Raw genomic sequence first — 12722 nt, forward strand, 5'->3', positions numbered from 1 at the left:
CTTAGAAATATTTTAAATAAATGGTAATAGGGGTTATCATTTACTACACCTACGGAAATAGGCGTGCTTTCTATTCATAAAGAAAAGACACCCTAAGGAGCCTTCCTCCGACTTGAATCATCTTAATTTAAATAATATGGGGCCCGCTAACATATTAAAAAGTACACATTTACGAATCATGTCTGGACCAACTCTATCAATTTGCTATACTTATATTTGGAAGTTTTATACATATAGGTGAAGGAAATTAGTTGAGGCAAGTACGTGTTGATCCAGATAAAATGGAAGAGAATTTTTCACAGACAGAAAATATGAGCCGAATGATTATGTATGGGGAACTGTTTCTACAGTTGTAGGTGGCACTCCTAAAGTTATTGGTCGAGTATTTGGTAAATATGGAGAGTTAGAGCAAAAAGCGAAGGATTTAGGGAAAGTATCAAAGGTAACTGAAGAGATTGGATGGAGTATGCCAAGAGGTGGCGGCGTCATTGATGGACGTAAGTACTCTGAACATGCACTTGAAAGAATGGCACCTGATACAGTTCAAGTTCGAGCGGAGCTTACAAAACGAGCACGTGAGCGAGCTGAAAGAAAAGGGTATACATTCGGATCAGATAAATACATGGAAGAATTAAAAAAAGTTGATCCTCGAGGAATGACTCCAAATGTAGTTGAAGATATTATAAAAACGGGCACTCGCAAACCAGGAGACAATCCTGGTACTTGGAAATACGTTAGAGACGAAGGCTACGTAGTTATAAATGATAAAGGTGACGTTATCACAGTTGTTCCCGCAAAGAAAAAAGAATAGAATGAATAGCATAGTAAGTAATCTATGACAAAAAGGTTGAGGAATATTGGATATTAAACATGATAAGTATGAGTTACTAGAAATTTTCGAAAGCGAACCAGAAGATTACTATATTCCAGGTGCAGGTGCGTATCGATATAGTAAAATTGATAAACTTGGATTTGAACTGGTTATGAATATGTTCTATTATGATGCAACAGTTGAATTAATAATGCTATACGAAGACAAACGTATCATAGAAACCAAGATGGAATCAGTGAAAGAAATATATACTCGTAATGATTCACTATACATTCTAGGTACAGAAGAAAAGAAAAAAATCGAAGTAAAATTCAAGCCACATTTTACAGTTACAATAAATGAGTTTTAAAAACTTGAAATCAATGTTCGTAAATATTCTGAACATGCTTTAGAAAGAATGGCTCCGGATACAATACAAGTTCGAGCTGAATTAGAGGCACATGCCAAAAGTAGAGGGCTTGTACGTAGTACACAGAAATTTAAAGAATTTGTTAATCCTAGAGGTATCACAACTTCTGTAGTAGATTTTCTGTGCCTTTCCATTGGAAAATCAAGACTGATATAAAAAATGAGTAGAAAAAACAAGGCTTTTACTTCGTGGATACCACTACAAAGTAAGAGCCTTGTTTCATTATATTTGTTCATACAGTTTTCCTTGTAGTCTTCTGTTTTCATCCTTCAATCTCTTATTCTTTATCAATTTTTCGAACAGGTTGATAGCAAAAGTTTTTTATACAAAATAACATCAAAAAATACGTCTTGAACAAGTATGAAAAAAGAAAGCTGAAGGGCAAGTAATCCTTTTGGAATCTTTTTAAGAGAAAATGATAAACTGATCGGAGACATTTCATTAACTCAAATTGTTAGGGGAGACCTCCAAAGCTGTTATACGGGATTTACTTTAGATAAGGAGCATAATGCTAAGGGCTATACAATAGAGGCTCTTCAACTTGTTGTAGATTTCGCTTTTAGGAAATTAAAGCTACATAGAATGGAATCAGGAGCAATGCTTGATAATATAGCATCTATTCGTGTATTAGAAAAAGTCCTACATAAGGGGACTTTTTCTAATACATATAGATTAAAATAATAATAGAAATTTTTTATTTTTTTCCACAACTATTAATTAAATCATATTGTTTAGAAATCATTTCATTTCGAATTTGATTGAGATGTTTATTTAATGTTTCTTTTATTGCACTACCTGTTTTGCTTTCAAAACTTTTGTTTAATTCAATTCCTTGTTCAGATAAACTTTTGCATACATCATGAAATGCTTCTTTGTTTTTTTGAATGGCATGTTTTTGGCTTGCTACTATGCTATTTGTTTTGAATGCTACATCAGTTTTTAAAAGTGATTGTTGCATTTCTTTTTCTAATTGCTTTTTAACAGCTTGCAACTCATCTATAATAGTTCCAACTGCACCAACTGTAGCTTTTTCTATTTCTTTCTCTATTTTTTGAATTTCCCCTATAAAATCCATCATATTATCTCGCCGCCAGTCCTTCAAAATTTGTTCCTAATTGATTATCTTTATCTCGTAATGAATTAGCTGCATAAGCAATATCATCTCCAAAATGAATCAATTCTTTTTGTTTTTTCCGTAAAAGATGAATTAGTTCTTCTGCTAGTTGTATATCATGAAAATAGTCTTTTCCGTTTTGGGATATTTTTGCAACCTCTCTAATTGCTTCATCTACTTCATGTTCTTCTAACAGATGATATTTTCCTCCAGGTCCTGTCTCATGCTTCAATTGACTCTTTAATTTCGCAACTTCCTCTTCTTCTTGTTGTTGAAATCTTTCTATATTTCTAATAATATCAGGTAATATATCGCTTATTTTTTGTATCTCTTTTGCATGACGAATGATATCATCTGGTTCTAATTCTAGTCGAACACTACCATTATTGTGGAACATTTCTAGAAATGTTGACATTGGATGTTGTCCCATAAATACAGCCGCGAGAATACTATCTGTTCCATTACTTTTTGTTGTAAATTGTTTACCAATCATAGGTGCTCCAAATTGATTGAAATTTCCTACAGCATCTTCTTTATGAGTATAATCTACTACTTTATTTTCCATTACGCCTTCATCTACTCGTTTTTTTGCTTTATCACTTAGTAATCTATAAATATTTGGTGCAGCATATGTTGTTGCATAACAATTCATTTCTGCTGCTACATATTGGGCTTCTGCAGCACCTTTACTATGTCCGGTAGTGTGAATAGATGTAGGGTTATATTTTTTCTTAATTTTTTCTGCAAATTCTACTGCACTATCAAATGATGTCGGTACCTTTTCACCTGCTACACCAAGGTTCTTTTTCTGTCCAAGTGTAATTTGAACTATATCTGTGGTTTTATCTCCATCGAATCTACCAAATTCAGTACCGCGGTATGCAATGATTACATCGTCATACTGTTTTTTACCAGATTTATACTTATCTGCGGGTACTACAGCGATTGCTTGTAATCCATTTTTCACCTTTGTGTGATCTGCATCGAAGGTGTCTATTACCTTCCATAATTTACCGTCAATTCCTTTTATCTCTTTCCCTTCTTCCAAATAATCTTTTTTATAAACCATACTTGAAAGCTCAAAATAATCTTCATCTGTCGCAATGGTATTCTTTTTCAATTCATTCATCTGCCTCAACTCACTTCGTGGTATATTTTAAATATATTTAATGATAAGGGGAATAGGAATGAAAAAAGCAATAATTATTATAATATCCATAATTTTCATTATAACAGGAGGTTATTTAGGAATGGAATACTTACAAAAAAAGAACAAGAGGGACTGTTTTGGAAACAACAAGAGACAAGAATTGAGAAATACATTCGTTATAATATTAAAGATGTGCAATCGATTACCTTCACAAAACATGAAGTAAATCCGATGGGAGTTCCTTCTGTGGATGGATATATAAATAATGATAAAGAATTGAATTTCTCAGCTAGTATTAGTACTACGAAGAATTTTGAAGATAAACTTTCACGTTCTGGAAAATTAGGGGAACTTGTAAAAAAACCTAGAAAAATCAGTATCTGAAATTGAAAAAGAAGAGAAGGAAAAGAAACAAGAGTAGTCTTTGCACTACTCTTATTTTCTGTATCCCATTTTTAAGAAGAATGCATTGGTAAGTTTTTTATAAGGAGATGTTCAATGAAGAAAGTAATGATTTTGGTTGTATCTGCTGTGGTGCTCATAGCAGGAGGATATTTTACTATGGAATATTTAAAACAAAAAGAAATTGAAGAAAAGTTTTGGAACGAGCAAAAAGAACGAGTAGAAAAGTATATTCACTATAATATTAAAGATGTAAAATCGATTACATTTAGAGAACATAAGGTAAGTCCAATGGGCGTTCCTCATATAAGAGGTTATATAAATGGTGATAAGGCATTATGGTTTGATACTGGTATAGGTACTACGGAAAATTTTGAAGATGATTTTGGATGTTCTGGGGAATTAGATAAACTTATAAAAAAACCTGATAAGTCGGTATCTGAAATTGAAAAAGAAGAGAAGGAAAAGAAACAAGAGTAGTCTTTGTACTATTCTTGTCTTCTCTATCCCATTTTAAGAAGAATACATTGGTAGGCTTTTTATAAGGAGATTTCCAATGAAGAAAGCAATGATTTTGGTTATATCTGCTGTGATACTCATAGCAGGAGGATATTTTACTATGGAATACTTAAAACAAAAAGAAAAAGAAGAACAATTTTGGAAAGTACAAGAGGCACGAGTAGAAAAGTATATTTATTATAATATTGAAGATGTAAAATCTATTACGTTTATAGAAAAGGGTGTAAGTCCTACGGGAGTCCCTAAATTAAAAGGTTATATAAACAATAATAAAGAATTAGATTTTATAGCTAGTATAAGTACAACTAAAAACTTTGAAAATAAATTTACGCGTTCTGGAGAATTAGATGAAATGATAAAAAAACCTGCAAAATCTGTATCTGAAATCGAAAAAGAAGAGAAAGAAAAAAAACAAGAGTAGTCTTTGTACTACTCTTATTTTCTGTATCCCATTTTAAGAAGAATACATTGGTAGGCTTTTTATAAGGAGATTTCCAATGAAGAAAGTAATGATTTTGATTGTATCTGCTGTGGTGATCATAGCAGGAGGATATTTTACTATGGAATATTTAAAACAAAAAGAAATTGAAGAAAAGTTTTGGAACGAGCAAAAAGAACGAGTAGAAAAATATATTCACTATAATATTAAAGATGTAAAATCGATTACATTTACAAAAAATGATGTAAGTCCAATGGGAGTTCCTTCTGTAGAAGGATATATAAATAATGATAAGGAATTATGGTTTGATGCAAGTATAAGTACTACAGATAAATTTGAGGATAAGTTTGGTTGTTCTGGGGAATTAGATAAAATGATTAAAAAACCAGCAAAATCTGTATCTGAAATTGAAAAAGAAGAGAAGGAAAAGAAACAAGAGTAGTCTCTTTAACTACTCTTGTTTCTTTATTCTAGGGGTACCGCCCATCACCGTTAAGCTCACAGAACAGGTTGCTCTTAAAATGAACTTCATTGCTATAAAAGACTCTAATTTTTCGTTTTGGGGCAAATATTATATAAAATAATAGCTATCTCTGAATCACTAGTTTCAAAAAGCCTTCACGCAATAATGATTGCATGAAGGCTTTTGATGTTTGCTTATTTTTTTGTCTCGTTAACCCATGTAATAATGTCCTGGATGACGTATTCGGGAACGTTAGCAGGGATTTCATATTCACTAGGGAGGCTTAATTCCCCGTCACCCTCCGTGAAGAAATGATTCAATTTCGGATATTTTTTGAACTGAACATTCCCGCGGTTTGAAAGTCCTTTCTGCCATTTTGTATATTCATCTTTTACTGTTACTTGATAATCACGTGCTCCTTGCAGAATGAGTAAAGGCTCTTTTCGTGATTTTGCCTCTTCAACTGGACGCCACCTAGAAACATCATACATAAAATGAGGTGACCCAAAATTGTAGCCAGCTGGAGGATGATTAGGATTGAAAGTAGGATCCTGAATAAAAGCGACCTGTCTTTTTAGTTCATCGATTTCTTCCTTTGACGCCCCAAGGTATTGAGAATGATCAATAGCAATGTCAGTCAAAGGGCGTGCAGGTGGTGCGAGTAAGATGCTTCCTCGGACAAGTGTGGAAGGTGCTTTGCTTAGTATACGTGGCATTGTGCCAGCTCCTAGGCTATGTCCAAGAATGAAAATATTATTTGGATCAATGCCTTCCTGCTGCGCTGCTGATTTTGCTGCAAATATAGCATCATCTGTAGTGTCACGGTCTAACGTAACAGGTTCTGTACTCATCTTTAATGCATGTTCTAAGGTGCGTTTTTCATAGCGCAACACTGCAATTCCGTTGGATGAAAGGCCCACCGCAATGTCTCGTAAGATTTTTGTTCCCATATATGTGCTATCGCGATCATGGATGCCAGCACCATGAACAAGAACAACTACGGGCAGTTTTTCACCACGCTTATGTTTCGGAACTGTTAATGTCGCTGGTAACGGATAGGTAGAATTTCCAATGACGATTTCACGTTCTTGATAGGAGTCAGGTTGATCATAGCTAGGATGCGGGATAGTATAAGATTCCTCGGGTGGCCTTTCTCCAATTTCATCTACTTTCCCGCCAGGTGTGAATTTAAGGAGTAGCGGTATGGTAGTTCCTTCGGTATCTGCTGGAATTTCCACCGTCTGATGGACCAAGTTTCGTTCTTTTATCACGGGGATTCCCATGCTTTTTATCCCGCTCCAACCACTTTGTGTCCACCAGTTTTGTAATGTGGTTGCTGTAAACTTGGATTGAAAAGCAGCAGACGTCAACTGTATTGCCTCTGCATACTTACCTTGCTGGAGATATTCAAAAAATAATGATGTACGCTCCGTTAAAGAGACTAGTTTCTTTTCAGCAGATTGTTCCTCATGTGTATCTGCGTGAATAGTTGTTGTAAGCGGGAAAGATGAAACGCCTAAAGAAAAGAGTAGGGTAAAGGTAAGGACTGATTTTTGTATTTTCTTTTTTTTATTCATGTTTCAACCTCCAATATGTGCTGGTACAAAACAGGTATGGTAATTAGAATTCTGGTGCGAAAACTTCAAAATATTTGCAAGCAATCTCCAAAACTTGGACATACTAATATTATTATTCTAAAAAAATGTAGATTTCTTCTCTTGTTACATGCATATTAATCCCAAAAATAATCTTTTTTCCTTCACTTTATATTTTGATTATACGAAGCAAAGCTCTCGTTTTTCTTACTTGATACTTACAAATTCCTTAAGTAGAGGATATTTTAAAATCTTAGCTTGATGAATATGTAGCGGTACTCTTATGTTAAGAGATAGCTTAAGGAACGAGGATTATATTGTTTTTATAAAGAGTTAATGCTATGTTTGTTTTGTAACATATGGTGTTTTATGCATGTAGGAGGATTTATTGAAGAAATTATTAATATTGTTTTTATTAGCTACATTTTGTCTACAGATTACAGGATGTTCTAATAATATGGGTACACTAAGGGAGAAGTCTAAAACTTCAACACTTGTGAAGTTTAACCGCATCAATAAAGGGTGGTACAAACATATGTAATAGTTTGTATCACCCTTTGTTGATGTTAGAAGTCATAAGGAAAAGGTTGATAGTTAGATATTTTTCATAAAGAAAAGACACCCATATAAGAGTGTCCTTTCTAATAGTTTTTTAGCAGAAGCAACTGCATCCGATAATGATTAATAGTATAAAGAGTACAACAAGCAAAGCAAATCCTCCAGCAAAACCACAGCCTTCTCCGCAACTACCACCATAGCCCATAATAGTTCCTCCTTTAGGTAAGAGGATTAAAACTAAGGGCCATTCATGTATTTTAACGGGTTCACTTTACTTTATGTTTTTAAGAATGAATGGAGTAGGTCCTTTTTTATTTTATCGAAAGTAAACTTTTAGCCAGCAGTTTATTTTCCTACTATTGATTTTTTATACGTATTTGTTGAAAAATCAAGGAGCTGCAAAAAAATACTATACCGAAATTTAGTTCGGTAATAGTAACGTGCATATAAAAGATCTCACTTTGGTATATCTCCGAAAGAGTCATAAAAATCTATGTTTTTTTAATTCAGTTGCAAACTACAAAACTTCTTTTGAAAGAAATGTACATACAAATTATATTTTATTCCATAACTCTCTAACTTTTGTTCATGGTAGTCTGATATTGAAAAAATATAATATTTGGTACGACATCACTTTGTTTTTTTATAAAGTTTTGTAATTAAACTATAATATTGTATTTTTTTTGTATTATTGAAATTAGTAATAATAAAATGTATTATTGAAAAGCACAATTTATAATTCAAGTAATCAGGACTATGCGCCCACTATAATTTGAACATTCAGAAATTATAATATTGTCTAAAAATGAGGTGAGATTCATAGAAACAGTACATATTAAATGGTATGGAATGTATAGTATAAATGATTTTTATAATAGGGAAGAAGCTTCTAAGAAGGGGATATTTGCAATCTCTAGAGTATGTGCTAAGAGTGTAACATTGCTATATATAGGACAAACCAAAAGAAGCTTTATACAAAAGATAAGGGAACTTAATAAGGAGTGGCCTTTCGATGAGAGCGAATTAAAGATTACATTAGGAATAATAGAATTTCCTAGTGGTGAAATTTACTCTGAAAAGAAGGTAAAAGAGATAAAATCCCTTTTGATTTTACGACATACCCCATTAGAAAACGAAACATCTTTATTATACTATAGAGGGAAATTTAATTTAAAAATTATAAATAAGGGAAGAAGAGGTTTAATTGTTAAAAAGCTTTCTACAGGAGATCTAATATGGACATAATTGGAATCACCTTTGAATAAAATTGAAGGTTTCTTAAGTGCAGAAGCTTATCAATTTTTAATGTATTAAACTATTTTGAATAACATATGTCAGATACTTGAAAAAACACAAATTTTATTATGATATGAAATCCTGTATGGAAAGTGTAGTTTATTTCTATTGTTTAATAAAAATATTAAGAATTTTAGGGATAATACATAAAGAGTAGAGGAGAAAGTAAACACGGAGGTTTGAAGAATGGGACAAGTAAGCAGATTTCAAGAAAAACAACAGAATCGTCGTCAAAAGGCAATTTTTAATATTGCATTTACTTTGGTATTAGTGACAGTTGGTATAGTGACATACCAATTGTTTACCCCTTCTAATACATCAACGAAAGCAATTGCTCAAGAAAAGAAAGTAACAAAGATAGAAGAGAAGAAAACTGAAGATAAAGAAACAGCAAAGATAGAAGAAAAGAAAACCGAAGATAAAGAAACAGCAAAGATAGAAGAGAAGAAAACTGAAGATAAAGAAACAGCAAAGATAGAAGAGAAGAAAAATGAAGATAAAGAGGCAGCAAAGATAGAAGAAAAGAAAAATGAAGATAAAGAGGCAGCACAGCTAGAAGAGAAATCAAAAACAGAAAAATCGGTAAAAACGAACGGAACTGAAAATAATGAGGAAGAAAAAACGGCATCTCAAGAAAAGGGTTCTCAAACTAATCCTTCTTGGAAGCCAATTGGTACCGAGCAAGGAGCAAAACCTGAAATGAAATTTAAAGAAGGAACAGTAGATTGGAGTGAGATGAAAAAAGCAATTTCTTATGCTGTTGATGTTCCAGAGAGCCAATTGATTTTCGATTTTATTGGGAATAATGGTAATAATAAAGCCTACGGTAATGTACGAGATAAGCAAAATAATAAAAAATATAAGGTTAATATTGATTGGGTAGAAAATCAGGGGTGGAAACCAGTATCTGTACAAGTGGTAAGATAAATAATAGAAATGTAATGATGTAAATCAGCTGTCCATATGGACAGCTGATTATTTTTTTTGCTTAGCGTATTTTTTTGAAAATGCTGGTGGTACCTCGTTGAGAAACAGGAATTAAATCTATATTTTGTTTTATTTACCTTACTACTTTATCCATAACTTCTTTATATTTATAATAGTAATTAGTTTCAAATAAATAAATAGTTGTACGGAAGAAAATGTTCCTTGTAAGTAGTAAGCATCCTTTGCAATTTTAATTTATAATTATTTATAAAAAAGAAAAGACACCCTAAGGTGCCTTCCTTCGACTTGAACCATCTTAATTTTAATAATATATTGGACTCCCATCCAAATATTATTTTACCATGTTAAATTGTTTTATTCATTGAGAAATATAGTTTCATTTTATATTTAAAAGAATTCTATAGGCTAGAACCACCTATTAATTAGGGGGAACTGACATGTTAAGCTAATATTATAGTACTTCTAGAACGGAAATTTTTTTTAATATGTATACGAGTCACATATTAAAAAAAAGACACTCTCAAGAGTGCCTCTCCTTAGCAGCCGAATCCGCCGCCCCAACAGCTAGCGCCAACGATGATTAATAAGATGAAGAGCACAACAAGTAAGGCAAATCCGCCGCCGAAACCACAGCCTCCACCACAACTACCGCCATAGCCCATATTAACTCCTCCTTCCATAAAGACCATTTATTAATGGATTTAATTTACTTTATGTTTTTAAGGATGAATGGAGCAGGTCCTTAAAAAAATAAAAGGATTTTAGAAGTTAAAAAGAGTTGACGACCTTATTTTTGTCACCGGCATTTCGTCTTCTACATATTGTATTTTATTCTGTGTATTGGGGGAAGGAGGATCTTATGGCTAATTCTGAGATGATTTTACGTTTACTTACGGATTTAAAGATTGAACAACAATTGTTGAAAGAACAGTTAGAGAAAATGCAAACAGCTGTGACCATTCTTGAAGAAAAATCAGTGACGCTTAAAGAAAAACCAGCGACGCTTAAAGAAAAAACAATGACTCCTGAAGAAAAACCATCTGTTACAAAGCAAAGAGCTTTTTCTGGACGCCCAACATCTTTTCGTGATTGGAGAGCATCTGCTCAAAAAAATTCATAAAACTATAAAAAAAGAAGACATCAATTAAGCTGTCTTCTTTTCTTATCCAATCCAAATGAGTTAAGAAGGTATATCCATATTGCTTTAAAAATAAGAAGAAAATAACGATTGTCGACTCCTATTTTAGTATAGCGTATAATAATCTATATATTTATATAATTTTACATAAATATATAGATTATATAATGTTAAGCATATATATTTTAGTTGTCTGTTATTTGTTTTAATTCATTTATTCTTATTATTTTTTAAGAGCCCCAATAATGGGGCCTTTTTATAATTGTGTTAAAGTAGAAACCCCTCAAGCATAAGGAGGGGTTACATAACTAGGAAAATAGTTATTTGTGTTTAATGAGAGGAAGTTCAGGGTATTGTTTCTGAATTTCTTCTAAATGATTTTCGCTTTTGCCTTTTAAAGTTTGATCGAAAAAGTTAGTTACTAGTTTATTAATCAGTTTATAGTTTGTGGCTACATCTTCGCCAGGTTCATTAATAATAGGTGAAAATGCTGCTAAATCTGTAAAACTAGTATGGTTTGTTTTTGGAATTACCACTGTGTACACGCCCGGTTTTTCAATAGTTTTATTTCTTGAATAGACTATTTCCAATAATTCATTTTGGATTCCGGTTGTCTTTGGATTCTCAGCCTCTTTCATAAAATGAATCGTAGCTTCAGCATTCATCAACATGAATGGTTTTTGAGGACCGTCTTTAGGTAGTGGATCGCCATATAATCCGCCATCCATATCAATTGCAGCTTTAATACGCGTATCCTTCACTAACATTTGTGCGGCAGTTGCTCCACCAAAAGAGTGACCGAACATTCCAATTTTGTCATAGTCAATTAAGTCTGCAATAGTTTTAAAACTTTTATCGAAATTGCCTTCTATTACTTCATTTAAAACAAAAGTAGTATCCTGTTCCCATTTTTGAACTATGGTATTTAAGGCGGTAGGTGTATATTCAATTGGTATAGAGTCTACACGGTTTCCATTAGGAAAAATCGTTGTTGCTGCATATCCTGTGAAATTAAGAGCGATTACTACATAGCCTTGACTAGCTAATTCCTCTAACTGGAATGTATTTTGTTGACCATATAATCCCATCCCATGGCCGAATAAAAGGAGGGGGAATTTTTCTTTATCTTGAAGTGGCTTAGCATTCTGATAAGAATGTGTTTTTGTCAGCCCTAAATGTGTCGTTACGATATATGGAGCACCGTTTGTTACTGCCAATTGTTCAGCCAGCTCGTTTATGTTCTCAAAATAGGCAGAAGGCTTCCCTGATCCTTTTGTGGCAGGATAGTATACTTGTATCATTAACTCACGATTTCCCTGACTATTTGGTACAGTTGTTTCTTTTCGATTTGTATCAATTAAATGAAAAGCTTTCGTTCCTACTGTATATTTTCCAGTAGGCTCCGGGAGTGTTATGATCGGAAAAAGTAAAGGTAATGTAAACATTGCGATAGCAGTTACGATAATTCCTAAACCTTTTAAAACTTTCATCACTAACTTTTTAGAAACGGCTGTAGTTTTTGGTTTCAAAAAAACTTGTAATGTTAAAACGAACAATAAGAAATAGGCGGGAATCATACGCCAGTTTGCACCAATTACAATGATGGTGGCAAATAATAATGCATAATTTATTAGTAAAAGGACTCCATTTTTTTCGTCAAACCCCTTTTGATAAAGATGGGAATGATACTAGATAAAAGTAATACAGCAACAAAAATGATTTCTAACATTTTTAGCTCCTTTCCTAATCAATATAGATATAGATTGATAATTTACAACCTTCCCAATTATATAACTATAATTGATGATTGTATGCATGTAAGTAAGTTTAGAATGTTTTTATATGACATTTAAAAAAGT

General features: G+C 32.7%; 14 protein-coding genes and 4 pseudogenes. 11 read left to right on the plus strand and 7 right to left on the minus strand.

Annotated elements, in window-relative coordinates; genetic code table 11:
• Nucleotides 1-280 precede the first annotated feature (280 nt).
• Both HMPREF1014_RS32480 and HMPREF1014_RS16845 read left to right on the plus strand, forming a co-directional pair.
• Nucleotides 281-811, plus strand: a pseudogene (locus HMPREF1014_RS32480) (hypothetical protein); the annotation flags it as partial.
• A gap of 46 nt (nucleotides 812-857) precedes the next feature.
• A complete protein-coding gene (locus tag HMPREF1014_RS16845) occupies nucleotides 858-1181 on the plus strand; it encodes a hypothetical protein (protein ID WP_000351757.1) in 324 nt (107 codons plus the stop codon).
• On the opposite strand, the gene HMPREF1014_RS16850 is transcribed toward HMPREF1014_RS16845, so the two are convergent.
• Nucleotides 1178-1507 (minus strand): hypothetical protein, encoded by a 330-nt coding sequence (locus HMPREF1014_RS16850; RefSeq protein ID WP_000845490.1) that lies wholly within the window; start codon nucleotides 1505-1507, stop codon nucleotides 1178-1180. The two genes, HMPREF1014_RS16845 and HMPREF1014_RS16850, sit on opposite strands and share 4 nt — an antisense overlap.
• Before the next feature lie 38 nt (nucleotides 1508-1545).
• On the opposite strand from HMPREF1014_RS16850, the pseudogene HMPREF1014_RS30315 reads away from it, so the two are divergent.
• Nucleotides 1546-1922: pseudogene (locus HMPREF1014_RS30315) on the plus strand (GNAT family N-acetyltransferase); the annotation flags it as partial.
• Nucleotides 1923-1935: 13 nt separating this feature from the next.
• Here HMPREF1014_RS30315 and HMPREF1014_RS16855 read toward each other — a convergent pair.
• Both HMPREF1014_RS16855 and HMPREF1014_RS16860 read right to left on the minus strand, forming a co-directional pair.
• Complete coding sequence (locus HMPREF1014_RS16855) at nucleotides 1936-2319, minus strand: hypothetical protein (protein ID WP_000968629.1); 384 nt, start codon at nucleotides 2317-2319, stop codon at nucleotides 1936-1938.
• Nucleotide 2320: 1 nt separating this feature from the next.
• Complete coding sequence (locus HMPREF1014_RS16860; RefSeq protein WP_001004183.1) at nucleotides 2321-3484, minus strand: alpha/beta hydrolase family protein; 1164 nt, start codon at nucleotides 3482-3484, stop codon at nucleotides 2321-2323.
• A 58-nt stretch (nucleotides 3485-3542) separates the two neighbouring features.
• Between HMPREF1014_RS16860 and HMPREF1014_RS16865 the strand changes: the two are divergent.
• The 4 genes and pseudogenes from HMPREF1014_RS16865 (at nucleotide 3543) to HMPREF1014_RS16880 (ending at nucleotide 5307) form a co-directional block, all read left to right on the plus strand.
• Nucleotides 3543-3926: pseudogene (locus HMPREF1014_RS16865) on the plus strand (DUF1433 domain-containing protein).
• A gap of 77 nt (nucleotides 3927-4003) precedes the next feature.
• Nucleotides 4004-4387: a DUF1433 domain-containing protein gene (locus HMPREF1014_RS16870; protein WP_000757432.1), complete on the plus strand. Its 384-nt coding sequence runs from the start codon at nucleotides 4004-4006 to the stop codon at nucleotides 4385-4387.
• A 76-nt stretch (nucleotides 4388-4463) separates the two neighbouring features.
• The gene (locus HMPREF1014_RS16875; protein ID WP_000710034.1) at nucleotides 4464-4847 is read left to right on the plus strand and encodes a DUF1433 domain-containing protein; all 384 of its coding nucleotides are present in this window, start codon (nucleotides 4464-4466) and stop codon (nucleotides 4845-4847) included.
• Nucleotides 4848-4923: 76 nt separating this feature from the next.
• Complete coding sequence (locus tag HMPREF1014_RS16880) at nucleotides 4924-5307, plus strand: DUF1433 domain-containing protein (protein ID WP_000757415.1); 384 nt, start codon at nucleotides 4924-4926, stop codon at nucleotides 5305-5307.
• Between the two features lie 215 nt (nucleotides 5308-5522).
• On the opposite strand, the gene HMPREF1014_RS16885 is transcribed toward HMPREF1014_RS16880, so the two are convergent.
• On the minus strand, nucleotides 5523-6905 hold the full coding sequence (locus HMPREF1014_RS16885) for an alpha/beta hydrolase (protein ID WP_001035260.1): 1383 nt from the start codon (nucleotides 6903-6905) through the stop codon (nucleotides 5523-5525).
• A gap of 406 nt (nucleotides 6906-7311) precedes the next feature.
• Between HMPREF1014_RS16885 and HMPREF1014_RS31650 the strand changes: the two genes are divergently transcribed.
• A complete protein-coding gene (locus tag HMPREF1014_RS31650; protein ID WP_000734751.1) occupies nucleotides 7312-7464 on the plus strand; it encodes a hypothetical protein in 153 nt (50 codons plus the stop codon).
• 111 nt (nucleotides 7465-7575) lie between these two features.
• Here the strand turns inward: HMPREF1014_RS31650 and HMPREF1014_RS30325 are convergent, their stop codons facing one another.
• Nucleotides 7576-7686: a YjcZ family sporulation protein gene (locus tag HMPREF1014_RS30325; RefSeq protein WP_000540371.1), complete on the minus strand. Its 111-nt coding sequence runs from the start codon at nucleotides 7684-7686 to the stop codon at nucleotides 7576-7578.
• Nucleotides 7687-8291: 605 nt separating this feature from the next.
• Here HMPREF1014_RS30325 and HMPREF1014_RS16890 point away from each other — a divergent pair.
• On the plus strand, nucleotides 8292-8726 hold the full coding sequence (locus tag HMPREF1014_RS16890) for a hypothetical protein (RefSeq protein WP_002100802.1): 435 nt from the start codon (nucleotides 8292-8294) through the stop codon (nucleotides 8724-8726).
• A gap of 237 nt (nucleotides 8727-8963) precedes the next feature.
• A complete protein-coding gene (locus tag HMPREF1014_RS16895; RefSeq protein ID WP_000532034.1) occupies nucleotides 8964-9704 on the plus strand; it encodes a YrrS family protein in 741 nt (246 codons plus the stop codon).
• Nucleotides 9705-10261: 557 nt separating this feature from the next.
• On the opposite strand, the gene HMPREF1014_RS16900 is transcribed toward HMPREF1014_RS16895, so the two are convergent.
• A complete protein-coding gene (locus HMPREF1014_RS16900) occupies nucleotides 10262-10387 on the minus strand; it encodes a YjcZ family sporulation protein (protein ID WP_000540377.1) in 126 nt (41 codons plus the stop codon).
• Between the two features lie 197 nt (nucleotides 10388-10584).
• On the opposite strand from HMPREF1014_RS16900, the gene HMPREF1014_RS16905 reads away from it, so the two are divergent.
• On the plus strand, nucleotides 10585-10845 hold the full coding sequence (locus tag HMPREF1014_RS16905; RefSeq protein WP_000013693.1) for a hypothetical protein: 261 nt from the start codon (nucleotides 10585-10587) through the stop codon (nucleotides 10843-10845).
• 338 nt (nucleotides 10846-11183) lie between these two features.
• On the opposite strand, the pseudogene HMPREF1014_RS16910 reads toward HMPREF1014_RS16905, so the two are convergent.
• Nucleotides 11184-12592 (minus strand): annotated as a pseudogene (locus HMPREF1014_RS16910) (alpha/beta hydrolase family protein).
• Nucleotides 12593-12722 lie beyond the last annotated feature (130 nt).

Origin of the sequence: Bacillus sp. 7_6_55CFAA_CT2, assembly GCF_000238655.1 — a bacterium.
In the GTDB taxonomy this organism is placed as follows: domain Bacteria; phylum Bacillota; class Bacilli; order Bacillales; family Bacillaceae_G; genus Bacillus_A; species Bacillus_A cereus.

Bases quoted from the DNA above. Each gene is read 5' to 3' on its own strand.
- HMPREF1014_RS16905 (WP_000013693.1), top strand. From the start codon at position 10,585: ATGGCTAATTCTGAGATGATTTTACGTTTACTTACGGATTTAAAGATT.
- HMPREF1014_RS16895 (WP_000532034.1), top strand. From the start codon at position 8,964: ATGGGACAAGTAAGCAGATTTCAAGAAAAACAACAGAATCGTCGTCAA.
- HMPREF1014_RS30325 (WP_000540371.1), bottom strand. From the start codon at position 7,686: ATGGGCTATGGTGGTAGTTGCGGAGAAGGCTGTGGTTTTGCTGGAGGA.
- HMPREF1014_RS16880 (WP_000757415.1), top strand. From the start codon at position 4,924: ATGAAGAAAGTAATGATTTTGATTGTATCTGCTGTGGTGATCATAGCA.
- HMPREF1014_RS16850 (WP_000845490.1), bottom strand. From the start codon at position 1,507: ATGAAAACAGAAGACTACAAGGAAAACTGTATGAACAAATATAATGAA.
- HMPREF1014_RS16900 (WP_000540377.1), bottom strand. From the start codon at position 10,387: ATGGGCTATGGCGGTAGTTGTGGTGGAGGCTGTGGTTTCGGCGGCGGA.
- HMPREF1014_RS16855 (WP_000968629.1), bottom strand. From the start codon at position 2,319: ATGATGGATTTTATAGGGGAAATTCAAAAAATAGAGAAAGAAATAGAA.
- HMPREF1014_RS16875 (WP_000710034.1), top strand. From the start codon at position 4,464: ATGAAGAAAGCAATGATTTTGGTTATATCTGCTGTGATACTCATAGCA.
- HMPREF1014_RS16870 (WP_000757432.1), top strand. From the start codon at position 4,004: ATGAAGAAAGTAATGATTTTGGTTGTATCTGCTGTGGTGCTCATAGCA.
- HMPREF1014_RS16885 (WP_001035260.1), bottom strand. From the start codon at position 6,905: ATGAATAAAAAAAAGAAAATACAAAAATCAGTCCTTACCTTTACCCTA.
- HMPREF1014_RS16860 (WP_001004183.1), bottom strand. From the start codon at position 3,484: ATGAATGAATTGAAAAAGAATACCATTGCGACAGATGAAGATTATTTT.